The organism is Prauserella rugosa (assembly GCF_000719975.1).
Taxonomy (GTDB): Bacteria; Actinomycetota; Actinomycetes; order Mycobacteriales; family Pseudonocardiaceae; genus Prauserella; species Prauserella rugosa.
Map to the genome: position 1 here is coordinate 234,257 of NZ_JOIJ01000004.1, position 25,326 is coordinate 259,582.

A 25,326-nucleotide genomic window follows, 5' to 3' on the forward strand; every position below is an offset into this window, starting at 1 on the left:
CACTCGCTCGGCCGGGCCAGGCGCTCGGTCACACTGTCGGGTCATGGACAGTATCGCTCCACGGGTGTTGATCCTCGGCGGCACGTCCGAGGCCCGCGCCCTCGCCGCCGAACTCGTCGACAGGGACGTCGCGGTGACGTCGTCCCTCGCCGGCAGGGTGGCCGAGCCGCGCCTCCCGAAGGGTGACATCCGAGTGGGTGGTTTCGGCGGACCAGAGGGGCTCGCGCGCTGGCTCGCCGACCACCGCGTCGTCGCCGTCGTCGACGCCACGCACCCGTTCGCCGAGCGGATCTCCTCGTCCGCGGCCGTCGCCGCGACCAGCGCCGACGTGCCGGTGCTGCGCCTGGAACGCCCCGGGTGGAGCCAGGGACCCGGCGACGACTGGCACTGGGCCGACACGTTGGCCGATGCGGCACGCATGCTGCCCGAGCTCGGCACGCGGGCGTTTCTCACCAGCGGCAGGCAGGGCCTGGCCGAGTTCGCCGGTCTCGACATGTGGATGCTCGCGCGCTGCGTCGATCCCCCCGAACCGCCGTTGCCTGCCCGCCTCGAGGTGATCCTGTCGCGCGGGCCCTACCGCGTCGAGGATGAGGCCGACCTGCTGCGCAGGCACCGCATCGACGTGCTGGTCACCAAGGACAGCGGTGGTGCGATGACCGAGGCGAAGTTGACCGCCGCACGTGAGGCGGGCATTCCGGTCATCGTGGTGCGCCGTCCGCCGCGCCCGGCGATGCCCCGTGTGGACGATGTGAAATCCGCCGTGCGCTGGGTTGTCCCGCACATGAACGGCCATCCCCACGACAGCCCGTCGGGGAGCTCCCGCTAGCGTGACGTCCGATGTGCCCAGCGATCTCGACTTCGATGGACAAATCCGGCGACACCCCGGAGGAATCCGGCACGCCCACCGAATCCCCCCGTCCACGCGCGAACTCCCAGAAGAAGTGGCTCGCCACGATCCTGGGCCTCATCGCCGCCGTGTGCGCGATCGCCTATCCGTTCCTGCCGGTCGTGCAGGACACGGCGCGGATCACGTGGCCGAACGGTGGCGACACCGAACAGGTCAACGCGCCACTGGCCGGGTACTGGGCACAGGAACTGAGCGCCGAGATCCCGTGCGAGACGGTGCGATCGGTGGACCAGCGCGGCGCAGGCGAATCCACCCTCCTGTCGACCGTCCCGCCCGAGCGGCTGGAGAACGGCGCCGGGCTGCAACTGCGGGTCAACGACAACACCCTCATCGCCTCGAGCCGCGGTGAGCAGGTCGCACGGCAACCGCTGCCGGCAGGCGACTGCTCGATCACGGTCCAGTCGACGGCGGAGCGCACCGCACTGTCGGTTGCGGGCACGCCGGTGTACTCCGAGGACGGCGACGTGCGCCCGCGCGTGGTGGGCATCTACTCGTCCATCGAGTCGGGGCAGGACCCGGTCGACGGGCTGAGTGTGTCGATCACGCCCGACACCCGGTACCAGTCCGAGGCGACCGTGGTGAAGCTCGTCGTCGGCGGGGTCGGCGTCGTGGCGCTCATCGCGTGCCTGTTCTTCGTCAACCGGCTCGACCGCGGCTTCGCCAGACGCGCCCCGCGCTGGGCTCCCGTCGGCTGGTGGCGGCTGACCGGCCGCGACGCCGTCGTGCTCGGCGTGCTCGGCGTCTGGGTGTTCATCGGCCCGGTGACCGCCGATGACGGCTACATCCTGTCGATGGCCAGAGTCGCCGAGGACGCCGGCTATCTCACCAACTACCACCGATGGTTCGGCGTCGCGGAGGCGCCGTTCGGCTGGTTCTACCACGTCTACGAGGCGATGGCGCAGGTCAGCACGGTCGCCCCGTGGATCCGACTACCGTCGTTCCTGCTCGGCGTGCTCAGCTGGCTGTTGATCAGCCGCGAGGTGATGCCGCGGCTGGGCATGGCGGTGCGGTCGAGCCGTGCCGCCGGGTGGGCCGCGGCGATGGTCTTCCTCGTGTGGTGGATGACCTACAACACCGGTACGCGCCCCGAGCCGGTCGCCGCGCTCGGTTCGCTGCTGGCCATCTGCGCCGTGGAACGCGCACTGGTCACCCGTCGCCTCCTGCCGGTGTGCCTGGGACTACTGGCCGCCGCGTTCACGCTCGCGGCCACCCCGACCGGCCTGATCGCCGTCGCCCCGTTCCTCGTCGCCGCGAAGCCGCTGTTCCAGCTGTTGCGCCAGCGCGCCCGCGACAACGGGTGGCTGCCCGTGCTCGGCCCGATCGCCGGGTCGGGGCTGCTCGTGCTGTTCGTCGTGTTCGCCGACCAGACCTTCGCGACGGTGATGGAGGGCACGCGGCTGCGCACCGAGGTCGGCCCGAGCCTGTCGTGGTTCCAGGAGCTCAACCGCTACCAGCTGCTGTTCGCCGACTCCGCCGACGGCTCGGCCACCCGCCGGTTCCCCGTGCTGCTGCTGTTGCTGTGCACGGCGGCCTGCCTGGCGGTGCTGCTGCGCAGGAGCCGCATCAAGGGTGCCGCGCTCGGCCCGAGCAGGCGGCTGATCGGCACCACGGCCGTCTTCTTCCTGATGATGGCCCTCACGCCCACGAAGTTCACGCACCACTTCGGTGCGTTCGCCGCCGTGGGCGGTGCGATGGCGGCGCTGACGGCGCTGGCGGTCAGCGCGTCGGTGTTGCGTTCCCGGCGGAACCAGGCGCTGTTCGTCGCGGGGCTGCTCGGTGTCGCGGCACTCGCGCTGACCGGGCCGAACGCCTACTGGTTCATCTCCCGGCTCGGCGTGCCGTGGTGGAACATGGCGCCGGAGCTGTTCGGCATCAAGCTCTCCACGGTGCTGCTCGCCGGTGCGGCGCTGTTCGCGCTGTACGCCTTCATCGAGAACATCCGGGCTCGCTCGCCCGAGGAGTCGATGATCTCGCAGCATCGCAAGCTGTACCGCGGTTCACTGGCGTTCGTCGTCGTGAGCGGTCTGTTCGTGGCCGCCGAGATCGGGTCGATGGCCAAGGCCATCCACGAACAGCGCGACACGTACTCGTTCGGCAAGGCCAACGTCGAACACCTCACCGGCTCCAGCTGCGGTCTCGGCGACTACGTGATGGTCGAACGCGACCCGGTCTCGAGCATGCTGAAGCGCCTCCCGCCGCCGCAGCAGCGCACGGCCCCGGTGCAGCAGGAACAGCAGCAGGACGGCAACCGGCCCGAGCAGCTGCCGCGGCCGCAGGAGAACAACGGTCCGACGCAGGCGGGCTTCCACAACCGTCCGCTCGGCGACAGCGACGCCCTCTCCGATCCGCCGCACGGCTTCACGCCCGAGTCGGTGCCGATGTGGAGCAGCTACAACGAGGTCGCCAACCCGACCGGCGAGCTGCGCACCGACTGGTTCGGCCTCGGCGAGCGCAAGAAGGGCGACCAGGTCGTCGTGTCGGCCTACGCCCCCGGCGGCAAGGCCACGCAGGTGGGGCTGGAGTTCGGCAGGCAGTCGCCGCAGGGCTTCGAGGTCGTCGGCACCGAGACGGTGCTGAGCTCGGGCGACGGGGGCGGCGAGTGGAAGGACCTGCGGCTGAACCTCGACGACGCCCCGGAGCAGGCCACGGCCGTCCGGGTGGTCGCGAACGACGACGACCTCACCGAGGACGGCTGGGTCGCCGTGACCGCCCCGCGCGTGCCGACGTTCACCACGCTCACCGAACGCGTCGGCGACGCCCCGGTCTACATCGACTGGCCCGCCTCGTTCGTCTACCCGTGCCTCAACCCGATGAAGATCCGCAACGGCATCTACGAGATGCCCGAGTACCGGATCATCTCCGAGCCGCTGGCCAACGAGTCCAACATCGCCAGCAGCCAGGGCGGCGGTCCGATCGGCAACCTCGAGGAGGTCGCCGACGAGCCTGAGGTGCCCAGCTTCGTCAAGGGCAACCCGAGCCAGCCGTGGGGCTCGCTGTACGAGATCCGGCCGTACGTCCAGGGCACCGAGCCGACAGTGGAGACGGGCCAGGAGACCTTGTGGGGTTGGGAGTCGCCCAGCCCCGGCCCGCAGCAGCCGGACGGCTCGACGAAGAGCAGGTGAGCCGGAGCAGGTAGGCCCCGCGAGGGCGGTGCACCGACATGAGTGAGGGCACCGGATCGGATCCGGTGCCCTCACTCATGTCCAGGTGAGAAGGTCGGCCACCGCGTGTCTGCCCGTCGGTACCGCCGACGTACCCACCGGAGCGTCGACCTCGCGCGCGCGGCCGACCGACAGGGCGTGCTCGGCGCGCCACCCGGACCCGATACCGAGCAGGTCGGCGACCGTGTCCACGTTGTCGTCGGGATAAAACGTCGCCAGGCACGTGTCGTAGCCGCAGGCGGCGGCCGCGAGGATCAGCGACTGCGCGACCCTGCCGAGGTCGAAGGCGGTGTCGCGGAATCCGTTCTCGCGGCCCACCACGACGAGCACCAGCGGCGCACCGGCGAGGTGCCGCGCGTAGGCGCCGCACGCGGCCAGCCGGGCACGCAGTTCCGCATCGGTGACGGCGACGAACCGCCACGGCTGGCGATTGCGGGCCGAACCCGTCCGCCTCGCGACGTCGATCATGCGCTCGACGTCCGTACGCGGAACCGGTTCGTCGCTGAACCGGCGCCGCGAGGGCCTGCCGACGAGGTCCCGCAGTGCGTCCAGCGAGTCGGAGCCCGACGTCATCGCACGTGCCCGGTCACTCGTAGCTGCGTGGTGTCCACACGACGTGGGTGTCGCCGGGTCCCGTCCGCACCTGCGTGCGGGAGGAGCCGACGATGAGCAGGCAGCGCATGTCGACCTCGGCGGGATCGAACCCGCCGAGCGTGTCGACCCGCACCGATTCCTCGGGACCGCCCACGTCGCGGGCGATCACGACCGGTGTCTCGGCCCCGCGGTGGCGCAGGAGCACGTCCCTGGCGGTCGCCAGCTGGGTCGTGCGGCTCTTCGACGCCGGGTTGTACAGCGCCACGGCCAGGTCGGCCGCGCCGATCGCGTCGAGCCTGCGTTCGATGATCTCCCACGGCTTCAGCCGGTCCGACAGCGACACCACGGCGAAGTCGTGGCCGAGCGGTGCGCCCACGCGGGAGGCCGCGGCCTGCGCCGCCGTCACGCCGGGCACCACCCGCACCGAGACGTCGGCGAACTCGGGCGCCTCGGCCTGTTCGAACACGGCCGAGGCCATCGCGAACACGCCGGGGTCACCGGAGGACACGACCGCGACCCGGGCGCCGCCGGCAGCCAGCTGCAGGGCCTCCCGTGCCCGGTCCGCCTCGACCCGGTTGCCGGAGGCGTGCCGCTGCTGTCCCGCGCGCTGTGGCACCTTCGCGACGTACGGGCCGTAGCCGACGATGTGCTCGGCCGCCTTCAGCGCCTCGTCCGCCTCCGGGGTGAGCCACTCCGGGCCCGCGGGCCCGAGTCCGACGACCACGACGTCGCCCGCCACCTCGCCTGCCGCCTCGGAAGCCGGGGCGGGGGCCTCGTCGGCTCCGGACGTGCGTGCGGCGTACGCCGGGCTCGGCACGACGGCCAACGAGAAGTACGGCACCGTCTCGGGGTCGACGTCGGCGAGCGGCTCGACCCGCTGTGCCTGCCAGCTCGCACGCTCCACGTAGAACGCCTCGTCGAGCCGTCCCGACTCGGTGAGCGCCTCGTGCACCGCGCCGAACGTCCGCCCGAGCTTCAGCACCGCGGCGGCCTCGGTGTCGGCGAGCCTGCGCGCCAGCTCGGGGGCAGGCAGCGTGCCGGGCAGCAGGGTGAGGACCTCGTCGCGCTGCACCAACGGGCGGCCGAGCTCGGCCGAGGCGCCGCTGACCGACGTCACGCCGGGCACGACGTGCGCCTCGTACCGGTCGGCCAGGCGTTCGTGCATGTACATGTAGGAGCCGTAGAAGAACGGGTCGCCCTCGCACAGCAGCACCACGTCGCGGCCCTCGTCGAGGTGTTCGGCCAGGCGCTTCGCGGCGAGCTCGTAGAACTCGGCGATGGCTCCCTCGTAGCCGCCCGGATGGTTGGTCGTCTCCGTGGTGACCGGGTACATGAGCCGCTCCTCGAGCTGGCCCTCACGCAGGTACGGCTCGGCGACCGACCGCGCGATGCTGCGGCCGTGCCGCGCGCAGTGGTAGGCGATGACGTCGGCGCCGCCGATCAGCCGGGCCGCCTTGACCGTCACGAGCTCCGGATCACCCGGCCCGAGGCCGACGCCGTAGAGCACACCGGTACGGGACGTCACAGGATCTCCTCCTTGGTGGCGAGCGCGTTGACCGCGGCCACGGCCATCGCGCTGCCGCCCCGTCGTCCGCGCAGGGCGAGGTACGGCGCGGGCGCGCGGGTGATGAGCAGGTCCTTGGACTCGACCGCGCCGACGAATCCGACGGGTACGCCGATGATCGCCGCGGGTTTGCCCACCCCCTCGTTGATCAGTTCGAGCAGGCGGAACAACGCGGTCGGCGCGTTCCCGATGGCCACCACCGAGCCGGGAAGGCGGTCTCGCCAGAGTTCGAGTGCGGCAGCCGAACGCGTGGTGTTGAGCTGTTCGGCCAGGTGCGGGACGCGTTCGTCGGACAGCGTGCAGACGACCTCGTTGTCGGCGGGCAACCGCTTGCGCGTGATGCCGCTGGCGATCATGTTCGCATCGCACAGGATCGGCGCGCCTGCTTCGAGCGCGCCGCGGGCCGCGTCGACGACGTCGAGGCTGTAGGCCAGATCGTCCACGAGATCGGTCATCCCGCAGGTGTGGATCATCCGCACCGCCACCCCTGCGATGTCGTCGGGCAGCACGGCGAGATCGGCCTCCTCCCGGATCATGGCGAACGAGTGTCGGTAGATCTCCGCGCCGTCGCGGATGTAGTCGATCACTGCTGTCCTTCCCGTGTCGTGCGGTCGTGTGCCTGCGCGGACAGGGCCTCGGCGACCCGGTCGAGCCCGACGAACGTACCCCCGACGTGGTAACCGCCCTCCGCGGCGACCACGTCGATGTGAGATCCGCCCGGTCGGCCGCACCGCCGCGAACACCCTGCGAAGTGGGCCACGGCGCCGGGCAGACCCCGCCGGGCCAGCTCCGCGGTCACCGCCGTCGCGTCGCCACGCACGTCGGCGTGCGATTTGGCGCAGTGCGGCGCACCGATGCAGGCGCTCACCCCGAGTAGCGGGTCCGCCGGATCGACGACCAGATCCGAGTATCGACCGGCCAGCGCCGCCGCGGAGGTGTCGTGCACCACGACGGTCCGCCACGGCGTGACGGTGAGCGCCGACCCCGCCCCGCCCAGTCCGCGCAGCGTGTCCGCCGTCAGCTCACCCAGCCGCGGGGCGACCACCACCACGTCGTCGCGGCCGTCGACCGGTCCGACGAACGGGACGGGACGGGGCTCGCCCTGCGCTGGTTCGGTCGGTGCTGGTTCGGTCGGTGCTGGTTCGGGAGTCTGCTCGGCCGTGGCCTCGGTCCGCATGGCATCGACGACGGGCGCGGGGTCGAGCTCGCGCAGCCGCCACGCCGCGCCGCGGGACTCCTCGAAGGCGCGGGCGCCCGCCACCAGCGCCGCTACGGCTCGCCCGCGGGGCACCCGCAGTCCGGTGTCGGCCCCCGCGGTGAGCAGCGCGCCGGTGTCGGATGTCACCGCGTGCCAGCACAGATCGGCGTCGGGTGCGACGTCGCCGCGCCCGTCGTCGAGGGCGAACAGGAACCGGCCCGGCAACCCCGTGAGATCGGCCGACGCGCACAGCGCGTGGTCGAGATCGCGCACCAGATCGCGCACGTCCGCCACGCCCCCGTGCACACCCGACAGGGGCGAGCCGAGGATGTTGCGGATCCGCTCACGGGCAGGGGACGGCAACAGCCCGGCCGCCGACAGGCGGGTGACCAGTGCGTCGACGTCGCGCACCGCGCGCAGCTGGAGGTTCGCGCGCGAGGTCAGGTGGATCCGTCCGTCACCGAGCTCGGCCGCGCACGCCGCGACCGCGACCGCCTGCTCGGGCGACAGCGCACCGCCGGGCAGGCGAATGCGCGCGAGCGGCCCGTCCGCGGCCTCATGGGTGGCCAGCACCCCGGGACACGCGTCGGCTCGCATCCTGCCCCGCCCCTCGCCGGGGAGGCGCTCTGCTGGTGACGTCGACATGGCCCACACCCTATGCACGGCCCCCGACGCCCGAGGAGCTCAACGCAGGACCGCGCACGGCAGCGCGTCGCGAACGGTCCGTTCGCAACGCGGCTCCCAGGTCAGCGCTGTCAAGCGCAGAACGTCACCTTGACGTCGTCACCGGGGCCCCGGAGAGTGAGCCGCGAGGAGGAAATTCTGTGATCTTGCTGCTGTCCACGTCGGACACCGACCTGTTGAGTGCGCGCTCGTGTGGCGCCGACTACCGCCTTGCCAACCCCGCCCGGCTCGAGTTGTCCGAGCTGCCAGGGCTACTCGACGGCGCGTCGATCGTCGTCGTGCGCATCCTCGGCACGGAACGCACGTGGGCCGAGGGCCTGCGCATCGTGCGGGAAAGCGGTGCGCACGTCGTGGTAATCGGCGGCGAGCAGTCGCCGGACGCCGAACTGATGGCGCTGTCGACCGTTCCCGTGGGCATCGCGACCGAGGCCCACACGTATCTGGCCCACGGCGGGCCGGACAACCTCGCCCAGCTGCACCGCTTCCTGTCCGACACCCTGTTGCTGACCGGCGACGGGTTCGAACCACCCGCGCCGCAGCCGTCGTGGGGCGTGCTGCCCCGCGAGTCCTCCGGGGGCGACGGACCGGTCGTGGCGATTCTCTACTACCGGGCACACCATCTGTCCGGCAACACTGCCTTCGTGCACACGCTCGCCGACCAGGTGGAGGCCGCGGGCGGGCGCGCGCTGCCGATCTACTGCGCGTCGCTGCGTTCCCGCGAGCCGGAGATGATGGCGGAGCTGGAGAAGGCGGACGCACTGCTGGTGACGGTGCTCGCCGCGGGCGGCACCCGCCCGTCCGAGGTCGGCGCGGGCGGGGACGACGAGGCATGGGACGTCGCCGAACTGGCGGCCCTGGACGTGCCGACGCTGCAGGCGATGTGCCTGACGAGCGACCGGGACACGTGGCTCGACAACGACGAGGGCCTGTCCCCCATGGACGCGGGCAACCAGATGGCGGTGCCCGAGTTCGACGGCAGGCTCATCACGGTGCCGTTCTCGTTCAAGGAGCTCGACGAGGACGGACTCCCCCACTACGTCCCCGATCCCGAGCGCGCCTCGCGCGTCGCACGCATCGCGCTGGCTCACGCCCGGCTGCGGCACACCGCGCCCGCGGACCGCCGGATCGCCCTCATGCTCTCGGCGTACCCGACGAAACACTCGAGGGTCGGCAACGCGGTGGGCCTCGACACCCCCGCCTCGGCGGTCGAACTGCTCAGGCGGATGCGCGCGCAGGGCTACGACCTGGGCGCCGACGCCTTCCCCGGCGTCGAGCCCACCGGTACGGACCAGCCGGACGGTGACGCACTCATCCACGCGCTCATCGAGGCGGGTGGACAGGACCCCGAGTGGCTCACCGAGGAGCAGCTGGCGGGTAACCCGATCCGGGTGCCCGCAGCGCGCTACCGCGAGTGGTTCGCGGAGCTGCCGGAGGAGCTGCGCGAGGCGATGATCGAGCACTGGGGTCCGCCGCCGGGCGAGCTCTACGTCGACGGCGGGGAGGACGGCGACATCGTGCTGGCCTCACTGCAGGCGGGCAACGTCGTGCTGATGATCCAGCCGCCGCGCGGGTTCGGGGAGAACCCCGTGGCGATCTACCACAACCCGGACCTGCCGCCCAGCCACCACTACCTGGCCACGTACCGCTGGCTCGAGGAGGAGTTCGGCGCCCACGCCGTCGTGCACCTCGGCAAGCACGGTTCGCTGGAGTGGCTGCCCGGCAAGACGGCCGGGCTGTCGGCGGCGTGCGCGCCGGACGCGGTGCTGGGCAACCTCCCGATGATCTACCCCTTCCTGATCAACGACCCCGGCGAGGGCGCACAGGCCAAACGCAGGGCGCACGCGACGATCGTCGACCACCTCGTGCCGCCGATGGCCAGGGCCGAGAGCTACGGCGACATCGCGAAGCTCGAGCAACTGCTGGACGAACACGCCAACATCTCGGCGATGGATCCGGCCAAGCTGCCCGCGATCCGCCAGCAGATCTGGACCCTCATGCAGGCCGCCAAGCTCGACCACGACCTGGGTCTCGAGGAACGTCCGCACGACGCGGAGTTCGACGACATGCTGCTGCACGTCGACGGCTGGCTGTGCGAGGTGAAGGACGCGCAGATCCGCGACGGTCTGCACATCCTCGGTCAGGCGCCCACCGGGGAGGCACGGGTCAACCTCGTGCTGGCGATGCTGCGGGCGAACCAGATGTGGGGCGGCACGAAGGCGGCCGTTCCGGGGCTGCGTTCGGCGCTCGGCCTCACCGAGGACGCGCCGAAGTCCGATGTGGACCGGATCGAGGCGCAGGCGCACGAGCTGGTCGCGGCCATGGAGGAACGCGACTGGTCGCCCGCGGTCGTCGACGAGGTGTGCACGGACGTGGCGCAGGAGCGGCGCGCGGACGTGGCCGCGGTCCTGCGGTTCGCCGCGGAGGAGATCGCACCGCGCCTCGCGGGTACCAGCGGGGAGCTGGACGCGGTGCTGCACGCGCTCGACGGCGGGTACATCCCGGCGGGCCCGAGCGGATCGCCGCTGCGTGGTCTGGTCAACGTGCTTCCGACGGGACGCAACTTCTACACCGTCGACCCGAAGGCGATCCCGAGCCAGCTGGCGTGGGAGACCGGTCAGTCGTTGGCCGAATCGCTGTTGCGCCGTTACCGCAGCGACCACACCGAGGGCGGTTCCGACGGCGAGTCCGGTGGCGAATGGCCGCGCTCGGTCGGACTGTCGGTGTGGGGCACGTCGGCGATGCGCACCTCGGGTGACGACGCCGCGGAGGTGCTCGCTCTCCTCGGCGTCCGACCCGTGTGGGACGAGGCCTCGCGCCGGGTCACCGGCATCGAGCCGATCCCTCTCGACGAGCTCGGCAGGCCCCGGATCGACGTCACGGTACGCATCAGCGGCTTCTTCCGGGACGCGTTCCCGCACGTGGTGAACCTGATCGACGACGCGGTGCGGCTCGTCGCCTCGCTCGAGGAACCGGAATCACAGAACTACGTGCGGGCGCACGCGCAGGCCGATCTGGCCGACCACGGCGACGAACGCCGCGCCACGACGCGGATCTTCGGTTCCAAGCCCGGTTCCTACGGCGCGGGCATCCTGCCCCTCATCGACTCGGGCAACTGGCGTGACGACTCGGATCTGGCCGAGGTCTACGCCGTGTGGGGCGGGTACGCCTACGGCCGGGGTCTCGACGGTGCCGAGGCACGGGAGGACATGGAATCGTCCTACCGGCGGATCTCGGTGGCGGCGAAGAACACCGACACCCGCGAACACGACATCGCCGACTCGGACGACTACTTCCAGTACCACGGCGGCATGATCGCCGCGGTTCGGGCGCTCACCGGGAGCGCGCCGCGTTCGTACATCGGAGACAGCACGAGTCCGGACTCGGTCCGCACCCGGTCCCTGTCGGAGGAGACCGCTCGCGTGTTCCGGGCGCGCGTGGTGAATCCGCGGTGGCTGGCCGCGATGCGCAGGCACGGCTATAAGGGCGCGTTCGAACAGGCCGCGACGGTGGACTACCTGTTCGGCTACGACGCCACGGCCGGCGTCGTGGACGACTGGATGTACGAGAAGCTCACCGAGTCGTACGTGTTGGACAAGGAGAACCAAGACTTCCTGGCCCAGGCCAACCCGTGGGCGCTGCGCGGCATCATCGAGCGGCTGAACGAGGCGGCCGACCGTGGCCTGTGGTCCGAACCGGATCCCGAGCTCATGTCGGCGATGCAGGAGGTCTACCTGCGCATCGAAGGCGATCTCGAGGACCGGTGACGCCGTCGCCCGTGGGTGCATGACGGGCGGTCCCCGTCATGCACCCACGGCGCTCGCGCGTCCACGGGCCCAGCGGCCTCGAGGACCCGGCCGCGGGGTCACGAGCAGACAGCGCCCTTCGCGGCCGTTCCGACGGTCTTCGCGTACTTGGCGAGCACACCCTTCGTGCGCGGCACCGGCGGCATCTCCCAGCCGTCGGCCCTGCGCGCGAGTTCCTCCTCGCTCACGCCGACGTCGAGCGTGCGCCGCTCCATGTCGAGCGTGATCGGGTCGCCGTCGCGGACGAACGCGATGGGCCCGCCGTGCGCGGCCTCGGGCGCCACGTGTCCGATGCACAGGCCGGTGGTGCCGCCGGAGAACCGGCCGTCGGTGAGCAGCAGCACGTCCTTGCCGAGTCCGGCGCCCTTGATCGCACCGGTCACCGCGAGCATCTCGCGCATCCCCGGTCCGCCCCGTGGCCCCTCGCCTCGGATCACCACGACGTCGCCGGGTTGCAGCGAACCGAGCGCGTCCATGGCGGCCTGCTCCCCGTCGAACACCCTGGCCGTGCCCTCGAACCGGGCGGAGTCGAAGCCCGCGCTCTTCACGACGGCACCCTCGGGCGCGAGGCTGCCGCGCAGGATCGTCAGCCCGCCCGTCGGGTGGATGGGCTCGCTGAGCCTGCGGATGACCTCGCCGTCCAGCTCCGGCGGCTCCAACTCGGCGAGGTTCTCGGAGAGGGTCTTCCCGGTGACGGTGAGGCAGTCGCCGTGCAGCAGGCCCGCGTCGAGCAGCGCCTTCATCACGACGGGCACGCCTCCCACCCGGTCGACCGCAGTCATGACGTGCCGCCCGAACGGCTTGACGTCGGCCAGGTGCGGCACACGGTCGCCGACGCGGGAGAAGTCGTCGAGCGTGAGTTCCACCTCGGCCTCGGCCGCGATGGCCAGCAGGTGCAGCACCGCGTTCGTCGACCCGCCGAGCGCCATGACGACAGCGATCGCGTTCTCGAACGCCTCGCGGGTGAGGATGTCGCGAGCGCTGATGCCCTTCTCCAGCAGCCCGACGACGGCTTCCCCGCTCGCCCTGGCGAACCGGTCGCGCCTCCGGTCCACCGACGGCGGACTGGCCGAGCCCGGCAGCGACATACCCAGCGCCTCGGCGGCACACGCCATCGTGTTGGCCGTGTACATGCCGCCGCATGCACCCTCGCCGGGGCAGATGGCGCGTTCGACCTTGTCGACCTCCTCGCGGGTGATCAGTCCCCGCGCGCAGGCTCCCACGGCCTCGAACGCGTCGATGATCGTCACCTCACGGCCGTCGACACTGCCGGGCAGGATCGAGCCCGCGTACAGGAACACCGATGCCACATCGAGGCGGGCGGCGGCCATGAGCATTCCGGGCAGGCTCTTGTCACACCCGGCGAGCAGTACGGCGCCGTCGAGGCGTTCGGCCTCCATCACCGTCTCCACCGAGTCGGCGATCACCTCCCGCGACACGAGCGAGAAGTGCATGCCCTCGTGCCCCATCGAGATCCCGTCCGACACCGAGATGGTGCCGAACTCCATCGGGAATCCGCCCCCGCCGTGCACGCCCTGTTTGCTCGCCTCGGCCAGCCGGTCGAGGGACAGGTTGCAGGGAGTGATCTCGTTCCACGACGAGGCGATCCCGATCTGCGGTTTCGTGAAGTCCTCGTCATCCATTCCGAGCGCTCGCAGCATGCCGCGAGCCGCCGCCCGTTCCATCCCGTCGGTAACCTCGCGACTGCGAGGTTTCACGTCGTGTTCGGCCATGGAGGAGATCCTCCCCCGAATCCGGCCCGGCCGGCAGGGCACAATGCCCTGCGTGGTTCAGACGGTGTCCATCCCCCAGAAGATCGCCGACGAGCTCGGCGTCGGCCCCGGCCAGGTCCAGTCCGCTGTCGAGCTGCTCGACGGTGGCGCGACCGTGCCGTTCATCGCCAGGTACCGCAAGGAGGTGACCGGCGCCCTCGACGACACGCAACTGCGCACGCTCGAGGAGCGGCTGCGCTACCTGCGGGAGCTCGAGGAGCGGCGGACGGCGATCCTCGAGTCGATCGACTCGCAGGGCAAGCTCGACGACGAGCTCAAGGCCAGCATCATGGCCGCCGACACCAAGGCGCGCCTCGAGGACATCTACCTGCCGTACAAGCCCAAGCGGCGCACCAAGGCGCAGATCGCGCGCGAGGCCGGCCTCGAACCGCTGGCCGACGGCCTGCTGTCCGACCCGACCACCGACCCCCAGGCCGCCGCGGCGGTGTTCGTCGACGCCGAGAAGGGCGTCGCCGACGCGCAGGCCGCCCTCGACGGGGCGAAGGCGATCCTCGTGGAGCGGTTCGCCGAGGACGCCGACCTGATCGGCGAGCTGCGCGAGCGCATGTGGACCCACGGGTGGATGACCTCGAAGGTCCGGCAGGGCAAGGAGACCGAGGGCGCCAAGTTCGCCGACTACTTCGACTTCGCCGAGCCCTTCACCAAGCTCCCCTCCCACCGCGTCCTGGCTCTGCTGCGCGGCGAGAAGGAGGAGATCCTCGACCTGTCGACCGAACCCGAGCAGCCCGCGGGACCGGACGAGGCACCGCGCACGGGCCCGACCGAGTACGAGATGCGGATCGCGGACCGGTTCGGCATCTCCGACCAGGGCCGTCCCGCCGACAAGTGGCTCTCGGACACGGTCCGCTGGGCCTGGCGCACCAAGATCCTGCTGCACCTCGGCATCGATCTGCGGATGCGGCTGCGGCAGAACGCCGAGGACGAGGCCGTCCGCGTGTTCGCGGCCAACCTGCGCGATCTGCTGCTCGCCGCGCCCGCCGGCACCCGCGCGACCATGGGGCTCGACCCCGGTTACCGCACCGGTGTGAAGGTCGCCGTCGCCGACTCCACGGGCAAGGTCGTGGCCACCGACACCATCTACCCCCACAAACCGCAGGGCCGGTGGGACGAAGCGCTCGCCAGGCTGGAGAAGCTGGCCCGCGAGCACGACGTCGAACTGATCGCCATCGGCAACGGCACCGCCTCGCGCGAGACCGACAAGCTCGCGGGTGAGCTGGTGAAGGCCAAGCCGGAGCTGAAGCTCACCAAGGTGATGGTGTCGGAGGCCGGCGCGTCGGTGTACTCGGCGTCGGCGTACGCGGCCCGTGAGCTGCCCGACCTCGACGTCTCGCTGCGCGGCGCCGTCTCGATCGCCCGCAGGCTCCAGGACCCGTTGGCCGAGCTGGTGAAGATCGACCCGAAGTCCATCGGCGTGGGCCAGTACCAGCACGACCTGTCCGAGTCGAAGCTGTCGCGTTCGCTGGACGCCGTGGTGGAGGACTGTGTGAACGCCGTCGGCGTCGACCTCAACACCGCGTCGGTACCGCTGCTGTCGCGGGTGTCGGGGATCAGCACGTCGCTGGCCGAGAACATCGTCGCCCACCGCGACTCCGAGGGCCGTTTCCGCACCAGGGACGGTCTCAAGCAGGTGCCGCGGCTCGGGCCGAAGGCGTTCGAGCAGTGCGCGGGCTTCCTGCGGATCCCCGGCGGCGACGACCCGCTGGACACCTCGGCTGTGCACCCGGAGGCCTACCCCGTCGTGCGCCGCATCGTCGACGAGACGGGCACCGGCATCCACGAGCTCATCGGCAACGCGCGGGCGCTCAAGAGCGTCGACCCGGCGCGGTTCGTCGACGACACCTTCGGCCTGCCGACCGTCACCGACATCCTGTCGGAGCTGGAGAAGCCGGGCAGGGACCCGCGGCCGGAATTCACGACCGCGACGTTCGCCGAGGGTGTCGAGAAGATCGCCGACCTCGAGCCGGGCATGCGCCTGGAGGGGGTCGTCACCAACGTGGCCGCGTTCGGCGCGTTCGTCGACGTCGGCGTGCACCAGGACGGCCTGGTGCACGTCTCGGCGATGTCGCACGAGTTCGTCAGCGATCCGCGTGAGGTCGTCAAGCCGGGTGATGTCGTGAAGGTGAAGGTCCTCGACGTCGACGTCGAACGCAAGCGCATCTCGCTCACGCTGCGTCTCGACGACGAGGTCCCGGCTGGCGACGGCCAGGCCGAGGGCAAACCTCGGGGTGGCCGCGCCCAGGGCGGCAACCAGGGCGGGGGCGGCCGCGGACGCGGTAAGCCAGGCGGCGGCAAGCAGGGCAGGCAGAATCGCCAGGGCGGTCGTGGCCAGGCACCCGCGGGCGGTGCCATGGCGGACGCCCTGCGCAAGGCCGGTTACGGAGGCTGACCGGCCCCCGGTGGACCATTCCGGCCCTCCCGCACGTGATCATGATCGCGGGCTAACACGTGGCGAGCAGGCGACGAAGCATCGACAATGTCGTAGATCGCGGCGCGAACGTCGTCGGATCACGTGAGGGAGGGCCGGATGACGTCGACCGGAGGAATGAGCGCGGGCACCCGCGAACGGCTCGAGCAGGAGCTCGAGACGTTGCGGCAACAGCGCGAATCCCTGGCCCCGCGGCTGGGCGAGGATCCGCTGGGGGACAGCGCCGATCAGGCGGACCTGCTGGAACGGGCCGAGTCGGTGTCCAAGCTCGATCGGCGTATCGCCGAGATCACTGATCTGCTGCACGGCGGCCCGACCGCCGAACAGGACGAGGGTCTGCTGCCGTCGGGTACGCGGGTGCGCCTGAAGTTCGCCGACGGCGACGAGGAGGACATGGTCGTCGTGGGCTTCACCGCCGAGGCCGACGACGAGGTCTCCAGCATCACCGCCGACAGCCCGCTCGGCAGGGCGATCGCCGGCCACGACAAGGGCGACACGATCACCTACCGCACCCCGGCGGGCCAGGTGACCGCCGAGATCGTCGCGCTCACCCCGCCGAAGTAGCCGCCAACCAGCGGTGCAGCCGGGTGGCCAGGCGCGCGGGCTGGTCGAGCTGGATGAGGTGGCCCGCGTCGTCGACGATCTCGAGCTCGGCGCCCGGGATCGTCTGGGCGAGCCGGTGGGCCCTGTCGACGGGGATCCACGTGTCCTCGCGGCCCCACACCACGAGCACCGGCAGGTCGAGTTCGCCGTAGCGTGGCTGGACCTCGTCGGTGTAGCGCTGGTCGGCCTGGGCCATCTGCCGGTAGAACGCGTGCTGCCCGGTCTCGCCCAGCCACGGCGTGACGAGCGCGTCCAGGTCGGCCTCGCGCAGGCCGACGTGACTCGCCCCCGCGACGTAGGTGCGCACCAGGCTCTCGTGGATCTCGGGGGCGAGGGTCGTGAACGCCTCGGGCGTCCGGCGCACCTGCCGGAAGAACGGCGAACCCCACGGCGCGAGCGCGACCACGTCCACGAGCACCAGCGAGGCGTAGGCCGCCCCGTGCAGCAGATGCGCACGCAACGACACGGCACCGCCGTAGTCGTGGGCGACCACGTGGGGGCGGCGCTCAGGGACGTCGAGTCCCCATGCGGCGAGCAGGTCGGCGAGGAGTTCGCCCTGCACGTCGAGGGACACGTCGTGGTCGGGAAACATCGACGACGTGCCGTACCCGGGCATGTCCCACAGGTGGACGGTGAACTCGGCGGCGAGGGCGTCGGCGTACGGCTCCCACAGCCATGACGACCACGGCGTGCCGTGGCAGAACACCACCGGCGGCCCCGAACCCCACCGAGCCCATCGCACGGTGCGGCCTCGCCAGTCGAACGTCTCCGTCAGGCGCACGGGGCCCCCTTCGTCGAGGATGATCAGGCCCGGTCTCCCCCACCGTAGTGAGGAAGACCGGGCGCGGGAATCAGCCGGCGCAGGTCAACGTCGGCTCACCCCAGTCGGCGTAGTCGCCGGTGGACGTACCGTCGGCGTCCTCGGCGACGAGCCGCACGGTGTCGGCACCGTCGACGGCCGCCTCGACCGAGACCGGGGGCTCGCCCTGCCGGACGACGTCGCTGCGGTAGACCTCGCGGCCGTCGGCCTCGACGACGAACACGACGTCGCCGGTCTCACCGCCGGGGAACGGGCGCTTCTGCGAGCCCTGCGGAATGGTGTCGTCGAGACCGGCCGTCGCCGTGAATCGCGTGCACGCGCCGCCGGTGAACACGGTGGCCGACGCCGGAGCGAGCATGCCGAGTCCGTGGTCGTAGGTGGTCCCGTCCATCGTGATCGGGCCACCGTCGGCCGGGGCGGGCCCGCCGTTGGTGCGGTCGCGTTCCACCGGTCCGTGGGTGTTCGACTCGGCCAGGAAGGGCAGGTCGGACACGCGCGTCTCACCCTGCGGAGCCTCGGCGACGCGCACCTCGAGCAAGGCACGGTCCAGTTCCCTTCCCGCACGGTCGCGGGCGACGACGTTCACCGTGGCGCTGCCGGAGGCCTCCGGAGCCCGCAGGGTCCACGTCAGCCTCTCGCGCTCGCCCGGCTGGATCGGACCGACCGGGCGGCTGGTCTGTTCGCCGGCGTCCCAGCCCTCGGGCACGTCGAGGTCGACCGTCGCACCGCCGAGCGCGCCGTTGCCGAGTCGGGCCGCCGTCGCGGTGACCTCGACCTGCTCGCCGGGTGCTACGGCCTCGACCGGGCTGTCCAGGGTGAGCGTCGTCGATCCGGGCCCCTGCGCGGCCTTCGCCACGGCGAGCTCGTTGATCACGGTGCCGTCGCTCGCGTCGCGGGCGCGGACGACGGCCCCCTTCGGCCCGGTCGTGACCTGGATGTACTGCTGGTTCAGCACCGCGCCGGTGTCCACCGCGGTGAAGCCGTCGGGGTGCCCGCCCGGAACGTGGACGCGGGTCGCCCACCAGTCCTGGCTGATGTCGGCGTGGGTGTGGGAGGAGAACAGCACCGCCTGCGGGTAGTCACCGAGGATCTCGCGGATCTCGTCCTCCATCAGGTGGTAGCGGCCGGCGTCGCCGTCGGACTGGGTGACCGTGTCGGCCAGCGGGTAGTGCGTGAAGACGAAGAACGGCTTGCCGGTGCGACCGTGGGTGCGCACGCGGTCGCGGAACCAGTCCATCTGCTCCTGTCCGATGTGGACGTGGTCGTCGAGGTTCGCGTCCTCCCACCACATCAGCTTGTCCGGGCCGATGCCGATCATGGGGATGCCGTCGACGACCCGCTCGCCGTAGACCTTGTCGGTGCCTGCGAAGTCGAAGTACGTGCCGTACAGGTCCTCAGGGGTGAATCCGTTGGGCCAGCTCGGCTGGCACAACGTCTCCTGGTCGCACCACGCAGGCGCGTACGCCTCGTGGTTGCCGAACGAGGTCAGCATCGGCTGGTTGCGGTCGTGGGCGTCCATCACCTCGCGGACCTCGTCGTACTCCTCGGCGTAGCCGCGGTCGACGATGTCGCCGTTGATCACCGTGGCCACCGATCCGGGTGCGGACTGCTCGGCGTCGGTGAGCACCGCGTCCCAGTCGTCGATGTGCCCCTGGATGTCGCTGAAGACGTCGAACGTGGTGGTGCCGTCCTGCCCGGGCCGGTAGTCGACCGAGGCCGGGCGCTCGGGACTCGGCGTGCCGGGCTCGGCCACGGCGAGGGCGGGCTGGGCCACGAGCGTCGTGCCGGCGAGCGCGGCGAGCAGGATGTGCAGGCGGGGACGGGCTCGGCCAGGCCGAACCGGAGGAGTGCGATGCTGGACCATGGCGCCAGCTTTGTCCGGCAAGAGAACCGGTGATCGACATCCAGGCGATGCCGTCCCCTCCAAAGGGTGAACGGAGAGAATCGTGTCCGAACATCCGGTATGCCGGGTTGCCCCACGCGACGGCCCTGAACCCTTCGACTACCGCAGGACCGTGTGCTCCGCGAAGTACTCGTCGTCGTCATCGCCGACCGCGCCCGTGACACCCTCCGACACTGCACCCTCCGACAGCGCGCCCTCCGGTGCGACGCCGTCTCCGGCGGATTCCGAGTCGGCGCCGAACAAGTCCCCGATGGAGCCGCCGAACTCCAGCAGGGACGCACGCTCCTCGTCCGACAACGACTCGAGTCGCGCAAAACCCTCGTGAAAGAACTCCGAATAGGCAGCACTGTGCATCAGATCACGAGGACGGGCCCCGTCGAGGACAGCGCGGGCCATTTCCCGAATCTCCGGGCGATCCGACCGAGCAAGCTCTGAGTACTCGTCCATAATTCGACGACGTACCGATTCGATGTCAAACATAAGTCCCACTTGTCTACAGTTGTTCGTATTGCTCGACAACCACCGGCAAACCGTCGTCATTGAGCATCAACCCACTCCCACTACCTCCTATCTCCCTGAGCTCGACCAGCTCCACCTCGGTGAAGTCGACCTTCTTGGTCTCCGCCGCAGCAAGCGACCCCGCTGCTATGTCCACCGCCTGATCAAGTGAAGGCTCGACCGCCTCCTTGATGAAGTCTTTCAATTTGAACGTGTTCTTCACGAGTCCAAACCCCATGGTCCCGATGGCATCCACCACCGTGCCCATAATGGGCTCGATTGCCAGATAATCTTGAACCGTACTACTCGCCGCGTCCCGGTAGTTCTTCGCGAGATCTTCGATCGGCACAACGGTTCCGTCGACTATCTGGTCCCTGATGTTCCGCAACGCAAGATTGAAGGCATCGTAGGCGTTGCCGCTCCAGGCAGCCTCCAGCTGATCGACATGGGCGATAAAATTATCCGCTACATCCCTGATGCAGGAGGCTACGTTGTCCAAGGCATCAGCGCAGGCCAGGAAGGCTTCCCAGTCTCCGGCGAACCTCTTCCCCAGCCAGTCCATCGGATCATCGTGATCGGTGAACATGACGATCATCTGCCGGGCGACGAACTGGACACTGAAGTGATCCAGAACGTTATTCGGCTCCGGCTGGATGTACACGTCGTCGGCGTCGGGACTCGGAGTAGTCAATCGATCGCCGGGTTCGGCAGGACGCGGAAATCCCGTATCCGGCTCGGTCGTTGTGGCACCCGAATCGCGGTCCCGGACCAGCCGGTCCGAATCCGCCTTGAATGTTCGCTCAAGCTCGCGGAGCTTCTCCTCGGCGCCATCCTCCTGCACATGGTAAAGACCCAGAACCTCGCCCATATGCTGATGCAATGTGGAGGTGAAATACTCGTGGAGATGATCGATTTGACTGTTTACCCTTCCCAGAGCATCTTCGTGCGCAGAGGAGAAGGTGTTGAGAATTCCCTCCCCCGTGAAACCGAAATCCCCATGCGTCCCCAGGTACGATTTGGCCGAGCTCAGATCTTCACCCAGTTCTTCCAGTACCCCCTGAAAGCCCACGACCCCCGTGGCATGGAATTCGTACCCCAACGCAATACCTCCCGGCATGGAAATGTCTCGAGTTCGAGGTGTTTGCGACGCCCCCAGTCGAGCACACGACACCGCAACCACACTCTGCGCCGATACCAGCCCGGATACTCGACCCTCACACCCGGGACGTGTCCGGTTTGACCCTTATGTCGACTATAGCCGACCCATTGTTGACCAGGCAACAGGCCGGACGATCTCGGTCACAGAAACGGAGATCTGTATCGACACACCACCATGATCTGCATCGATGTCGGCAAGGCGGCCGCCGGCAGTCCAGTCAACGATGACGCGCATGGCCGGAGCGCACAACGCCAAGAGTTGTCGGCCGCACGCTCAGCGATACACGTCGGTGCGGCCCACGTCATTGCGAAACCCCACCGCTTCGACCCCAGGTCATTGCGGGCGCCCGTCACTGCGGTGCCCGACTGCGTCGCGACAGAGCGCCACACCGGTACAGGTGAAATCATCAGGACATCAACGCGGACCATCCGGGAAATCCGCCGACCGAACCTTGACTACGAGCTGTTCCACATCAGAACAAGGACAGAGAATTCGACACCGGTGCTGAACCCGCCCAAATTGAACACTGGCAGAATTTGACCCCGTTGGAATCGAGTGCCGTCGGAACTGACTATCAGTCGAACTCAACGTCGCCTGGTTCAACGTCGCCTGGTTCAACGTCGCCTGGTTCAACGTCGCCTGGTTCAACGTCGTCGCCGACGATCGGCTCCGTCGTTTCACGGTGAAAGAGCCCGGCACCCTCGTTGACGGCCTACCGGAGCGCGACGGCCGACGAGGCCCCGCCGGCCTGCCCTATCCGCCGAATCCGCGTGCCAGGTCGGCGAAGGCGATGTCGAGGACGTCGCACAGGTCGGCGTCCGTGGTGCGCAGCCAGTGCTCGTACGCGGCGAGCGCGGTGCCGAGCGCGGCGTGCGCGATCGCCTGCGGACGCAGGGCGGTGGAGGTGTCCCCGAGGCGCTCGGCCGCGAACTCGGCGACGACCGCCCGCCAGTCGCCGTAACGCAGCGTCGAGTGCGCCTGCAGGGCGGGCACCCGCAGAATGAGTTCGAGACGTCTGCGGTGCCGTTCGGTCTCGGCGGGTTCGACGCGGTTGAACTCCACGACCACCGCACGCAGCGCGTCCATGAGCGGTTCGCCGTCCGGCCGTTCGGCGAACCGGCGGCGCATGTACTCGAGCTGTTCGGTGAACGCACCCCACACGACGTCGTTCTTCGAGTCGAAGTAGCGGAAGAAAGTCCGCCTGCTGATGCCCGCGCCCCTGGCGATGTCGTCCACCGTGGTCTCGTCGAAGCCCGCGCGGTCGAACAACGCGAAGGCGACCTTCTCGAGTTCGATCCGACTGGTCGAAGGGCGCCGACCCGGCCGTCCGGGTGGATCCACGACGCTGCCCACCTGACCCCTTCCATTTGACACCGGGTGCCATTAACGTCGTGTGGGCTGTCACACAACGACGTGAGAGGTAGCTTGCCATGCCGGAAAACGCAGCGAACACCACCGCAGCCAACACCACTGTCACCACGGCCGAGGCCGACATCGAGGAGGACCTGCTCGTCGAGGAGGTCTCCATCGACGGAATGTGCGGTGTCTACTGAGGTATTCGCCCCGGACCGGCCGTATCGGCTCTCCCCGAGTGTCGCTCTGCGGCCGGAACCGTTCGGGGCGCTCGTCTACGACTTCACCACGCGGAAGCTGTCCTTCCTGAAGACCCGGCTGCTCGTCGACGTCGTACGCGCACTGGAGGACGCCTCCGACGCGCGGGACGCACTGCGGTCGGCCGAGGTACCCGCCGACGATCACGACCGGTACCTCGACGCCCTCGCGGGGCTGGCCTCCGCGGGCACGATCGAAGTCAGAGGTGACTAGATGAAACTCGTCGAGCATTTCCAGCACGGACTCGACGCACCGATCTGCCTGACGTGGGAACTGACCTACGCCTGCAATCTCTCGTGCGTGCACTGCCTGTCCTCCTCCGGCCGCCGCGATCCCCGTGAACTGTCCACAGAGGAATGCAAGGCGGTCGTCGACGAACTCCAGCGCCTGCAGGTGTTCTACGTGAACATCGGGGGCGGCGAACCGACCGTGCGTTCGGACTTCTGGGAGATCGTCGAGTACGCCGTCGACCACCAGGTCGGCGTCAAGTTCTCGACCAACGGCGTGCGCATCACGCCCGAACGCGCGCGTTGGCTGGCCCGGTCCGACTACGTCGACGTCCAGCTCTCCTTGGACGGCGCCACGCCGGAGGTCAACGACCCCGTGCGCGGCGAGGGTTCGTTCGACACCACCATGACCGCCATGCGCAACCTGCGCGACGCGGGTTTCACCGGGTTCAAGATCAGCGTGGTGATGACCCGCCACAACATCGGCCAGCTCGACGAGTTCAAGCGCATCGCCGACGAGTTCGACGCCCAGCTGCGCATCACGCGGTTGCGCCCCTCCGGCCGTGGGGCCGACACGTGGGACGAGTTGCACCCGCTGCCGGAACAACAGCTCGAGCTCTACGACTGGCTCGTCGCCCACGGCGAGGACGTGCTGACCGGTGATTCGTTCTTCCACCTCAACGCACTCGGCTCGACCCCGCTGCCCGGGCTGAACCTGTGCGGCGCGGGTCGGGTGGTGTGCCTCATCGATCCGGTCGGCGACGTCTACGCCTGCCCGTTCGCGATCCACGACGAGTTCCTGGCAGGCAACGTGCGTGACGAGGGCGGCTTCACGTCCGTCTGGCGCGAGTCGCAGCTGTTCACCCGCCTGCGCGAACCGCAGACCGGCGGGGCGTGCACCTCGTGTTCGGCCTACGACTCGTGCCAGGGCGGGTGCATGGCGGCGAAGTTCTTCACCGGACTGCCGTTGGACGGCCCTGACCCCGAATGCGTCAAGGGCAACGGCGAGCGGGCACTCGAGCTGGTCGGGGCGGGAGCGGACAAGCCGACGCCCGACAAGGATCACTCCCGTCGTGGCGGGAGGAAGCAGACCGGGGTGCCGGTCGCGATCGGCTGGGGCCCGCCGGAGCCGGACCGGCTGCCCGATCGGGCGTGCGACACCAGTCCGCTCGCCGGCATGCCGGCACCGAGGGAGGTCCGCTGATGGCCAGCACGAAGGACTGGTTCGAAACGGTGGCCGAGGCGCGCGAACGTGCGCGCAAGAAGCTGCCGAAATCGGTCTTCCTCGCCCTGCACGCAGGTTCGGAGGCCGGCGGCACCCTCGCCGACAACACGGCGGCGTTCGCCGAACTCGGCCTGCGGCCGCGGATCGCCGACCTGCCCGCCGAGCGACAGCAGTCCACCACGGTGCTCGGGGTCGACATCTCGCTTCCGGTGATCGTCTCCCCGACGGGGGTGCAGGCCGTGCACCCGGACGGCGAGGTCGCCGTCGCCAAGGGCGCCGCCCAGTCCGGCACGGCGATCGGGCTGTCCTCGTTCGGTTCGAAGCCGATCGAGGAGGTCGTGGCCGTCAACGACAACACGCTGTTCCAGGTGTACTGGCAGGGCAGCAGGGACGACATGCTCGCGCGCATGGATCGGGCGAGGAGGGCGGGCGCGAAGGCGCTCATCGTCACGCTCGACTGGGTGTTCGCGACCGCCCGCGACTGGGGGTCGCCGCCGATCCCCGAGAAGGTCGACCTGAAGACGGCCGTCAAGTTCGCACCCCAGGTGCTCAGCAGGCCCGCTTGGCTCGGCACGTATCTGCGTTCGGGCCGGCTGCCGGACCTGACCACGCCGAACATCGTGCCCGAGGGCCAGAAGGGACCGCCGTTCTTCGGCGCCTACGGCGAGTGGATGGGCACTCCTCCCCCGTCGTGGGACGACCTCGCGTGGCTGCGCAGCCAGTGGGACGGCCCCTTCGTCGTCAAGGGCATCTATCGCCCCGACGACGCCAAGCGCGCGGTCGACATCGGCGCGAGCGCGATCTCGGTGTCGAACCACGGTGGCAACAACCTCGACTCGACACCCGCGACGATCCGCGCACTTCCCGGCGTGGCCAAGGCGGTCGGCGGGCAGATCGAGGTACTGCTCGACGGCGGCATCCGCCGCGGCAGCGACGTCGTCAAGGCACTCGCGCTCGGTGCGAACGCGGTGCTGATCGGCCGGGCGTACCTGTGGGGCCTGGCCGCCGGCGGCGAACGCGGGGTGCACAACGTGCTGGAGATCCTGCGACAGGGCATCGACAGCACGCTGTACGGGCTCGGCAAGGCGTCGATCCACGACCTCGACGCAGGCGACGTGCTCGTCCCCGACGACTTCACCCGGGGCATGTGA

General features: G+C 69.9%; 20 protein-coding genes. 10 read left to right on the forward strand and 10 right to left on the reverse strand.

Annotation, left to right across the window (positions count from 1 at the left end):
• Positions 1-43: 43 nt before the first annotated feature.
• Positions 44-826 carry a cobalt-precorrin-6A reductase gene (locus IF64_RS25305; protein WP_036875962.1) on the forward strand — a complete coding sequence of 261 codons (783 nt, stop codon included), beginning with the start codon at positions 44-46 and terminating at the stop codon, positions 824-826.
• 35 nt (positions 827-861) lie between these two features.
• Entirely contained in the window at positions 862-4,029 is a 3,168-nt protein-coding gene (locus tag IF64_RS0107850; protein ID WP_036875965.1) for an arabinosyltransferase domain-containing protein, read from the forward strand.
• A 75-nt stretch (positions 4,030-4,104) separates the two neighbouring features.
• On the opposite strand, the gene IF64_RS0107855 is transcribed toward IF64_RS0107850, so the two are convergent.
• From IF64_RS0107855 to IF64_RS0107870, 4 genes are read right to left on the reverse strand one after another with little or no spacing between them, the layout of a single operon-like run.
• Positions 4,105-4,641 carry a nitroreductase family protein gene (locus IF64_RS0107855; protein ID WP_030531363.1) on the reverse strand — a complete coding sequence of 179 codons (537 nt, stop codon included), beginning with the start codon at positions 4,639-4,641 and terminating at the stop codon, positions 4,105-4,107.
• A gap of 13 nt (positions 4,642-4,654) precedes the next feature.
• Complete coding sequence (locus IF64_RS0107860) at positions 4,655-6,187, reverse strand: precorrin-2 C(20)-methyltransferase (RefSeq protein WP_030531364.1); 1,533 nt, start codon at positions 6,185-6,187, stop codon at positions 4,655-4,657.
• Positions 6,184-6,813: a precorrin-8X methylmutase gene (locus tag IF64_RS0107865; protein ID WP_030531365.1), complete on the reverse strand. Its 630-nt coding sequence runs from the start codon at positions 6,811-6,813 to the stop codon at positions 6,184-6,186. The genes IF64_RS0107860 and IF64_RS0107865 overlap by 4 nt, the downstream gene beginning before the upstream one ends.
• Complete coding sequence (locus tag IF64_RS0107870) at positions 6,810-8,069, reverse strand: hypothetical protein (RefSeq protein ID WP_051757554.1); 1,260 nt, start codon at positions 8,067-8,069, stop codon at positions 6,810-6,812. Before IF64_RS0107870 ends, IF64_RS0107865 begins: the two co-directional genes overlap by 4 nt.
• 179 nt (positions 8,070-8,248) lie before the next feature.
• On the opposite strand from IF64_RS0107870, the gene cobN reads away from it, so the two are divergent.
• The gene (cobN, locus tag IF64_RS0107875) at positions 8,249-11,872 is read left to right on the forward strand and encodes a cobaltochelatase subunit CobN (protein ID WP_030531367.1); all 3,624 of its coding nucleotides are present in this window, start codon (positions 8,249-8,251) and stop codon (positions 11,870-11,872) included.
• A gap of 98 nt (positions 11,873-11,970) precedes the next feature.
• On the opposite strand, the gene ilvD is transcribed toward cobN, so the two are convergent.
• On the reverse strand, positions 11,971-13,644 hold the full coding sequence (gene ilvD / locus IF64_RS0107880) for a dihydroxy-acid dehydratase (RefSeq protein ID WP_030531368.1): 1,674 nt from the start codon (positions 13,642-13,644) through the stop codon (positions 11,971-11,973).
• A 43-nt stretch (positions 13,645-13,687) separates the two neighbouring features.
• Here ilvD and IF64_RS0107885 point away from each other — a divergent pair, with 43 nt between their 5' ends.
• Together IF64_RS0107885 and IF64_RS0107890 are read left to right on the forward strand one after the other, a co-directional pair.
• Positions 13,688-16,090 carry a Tex family protein gene (locus IF64_RS0107885; protein WP_030531369.1) on the forward strand — a complete coding sequence of 801 codons (2,403 nt, stop codon included), beginning with the start codon at positions 13,688-13,690 and terminating at the stop codon, positions 16,088-16,090.
• 138 nt (positions 16,091-16,228) lie between these two features.
• Positions 16,229-16,693 carry a GreA/GreB family elongation factor gene (locus IF64_RS0107890; protein ID WP_030531370.1) on the forward strand — a complete coding sequence of 155 codons (465 nt, stop codon included), beginning with the start codon at positions 16,229-16,231 and terminating at the stop codon, positions 16,691-16,693.
• Here IF64_RS0107890 and IF64_RS0107895 read toward each other — a convergent pair.
• The 4 genes from IF64_RS0107895 to IF64_RS0107910 form a co-directional block, all read right to left on the reverse strand.
• On the reverse strand, positions 16,677-17,513 hold the full coding sequence (locus IF64_RS0107895) for an alpha/beta fold hydrolase (RefSeq protein WP_030531371.1): 837 nt from the start codon (positions 17,511-17,513) through the stop codon (positions 16,677-16,679). The genes IF64_RS0107890 and IF64_RS0107895 overlap by 17 nt on opposite strands.
• A gap of 70 nt (positions 17,514-17,583) precedes the next feature.
• The gene (locus IF64_RS0107900; RefSeq protein ID WP_030531372.1) at positions 17,584-19,416 is read right to left on the reverse strand and encodes an NPCBM/NEW2 domain-containing protein; all 1,833 of its coding nucleotides are present in this window, start codon (positions 19,414-19,416) and stop codon (positions 17,584-17,586) included.
• 138 nt (positions 19,417-19,554) lie between these two features.
• Positions 19,555-19,851: a hypothetical protein gene (locus IF64_RS0107905; protein ID WP_048808203.1), complete on the reverse strand. Its 297-nt coding sequence runs from the start codon at positions 19,849-19,851 to the stop codon at positions 19,555-19,557.
• Between the two features lie 97 nt (positions 19,852-19,948).
• Positions 19,949-21,052 (reverse strand): WXG100 family type VII secretion target, encoded by a 1,104-nt coding sequence (locus tag IF64_RS0107910; protein ID WP_030531374.1) that lies wholly within the window; start codon positions 21,050-21,052, stop codon positions 19,949-19,951.
• A 234-nt stretch (positions 21,053-21,286) separates the two neighbouring features.
• Between IF64_RS0107910 and IF64_RS27060 the strand changes: the two genes are divergently transcribed.
• The gene (locus IF64_RS27060) at positions 21,287-21,652 is read left to right on the forward strand and encodes a hypothetical protein (protein WP_145600644.1); all 366 of its coding nucleotides are present in this window, start codon (positions 21,287-21,289) and stop codon (positions 21,650-21,652) included.
• A gap of 213 nt (positions 21,653-21,865) precedes the next feature.
• Here the strand turns inward: IF64_RS27060 and mftR are convergent, their stop codons facing one another.
• Entirely contained in the window at positions 21,866-22,453 is a 588-nt protein-coding gene (gene mftR, locus IF64_RS0107915; protein WP_246134855.1) for a mycofactocin system transcriptional regulator, read from the reverse strand.
• Between the two features lie 89 nt (positions 22,454-22,542).
• Between mftR and mftA the strand changes: the two genes are divergently transcribed.
• Genes mftA through mftD form a run of 4 tightly spaced genes read left to right on the forward strand, consistent with a single transcriptional unit; the run spans position 22,543 to position 25,326 of the window.
• The gene (gene mftA / locus IF64_RS0107920) at positions 22,543-22,665 is read left to right on the forward strand and encodes a mycofactocin precursor MftA (RefSeq protein ID WP_030531376.1); all 123 of its coding nucleotides are present in this window, start codon (positions 22,543-22,545) and stop codon (positions 22,663-22,665) included.
• The gene (gene mftB / locus IF64_RS0107925; protein WP_030531377.1) at positions 22,655-22,936 is read left to right on the forward strand and encodes a mycofactocin biosynthesis chaperone MftB; all 282 of its coding nucleotides are present in this window, start codon (positions 22,655-22,657) and stop codon (positions 22,934-22,936) included. The genes mftA and mftB overlap by 11 nt, the downstream gene beginning before the upstream one ends.
• Positions 22,937-24,154, forward strand: a complete 1,218-nt coding sequence (gene mftC, locus IF64_RS0107930; protein WP_030531378.1) for a mycofactocin radical SAM maturase — start codon at positions 22,937-22,939, stop codon at positions 24,152-24,154. It abuts the gene before it with no gap.
• Complete coding sequence (mftD, locus tag IF64_RS0107935; protein WP_030531379.1) at positions 24,154-25,326, forward strand: pre-mycofactocin synthase MftD; 1,173 nt, start codon at positions 24,154-24,156, stop codon at positions 25,324-25,326. Before mftC ends, mftD begins: the two co-directional genes overlap by 1 nt.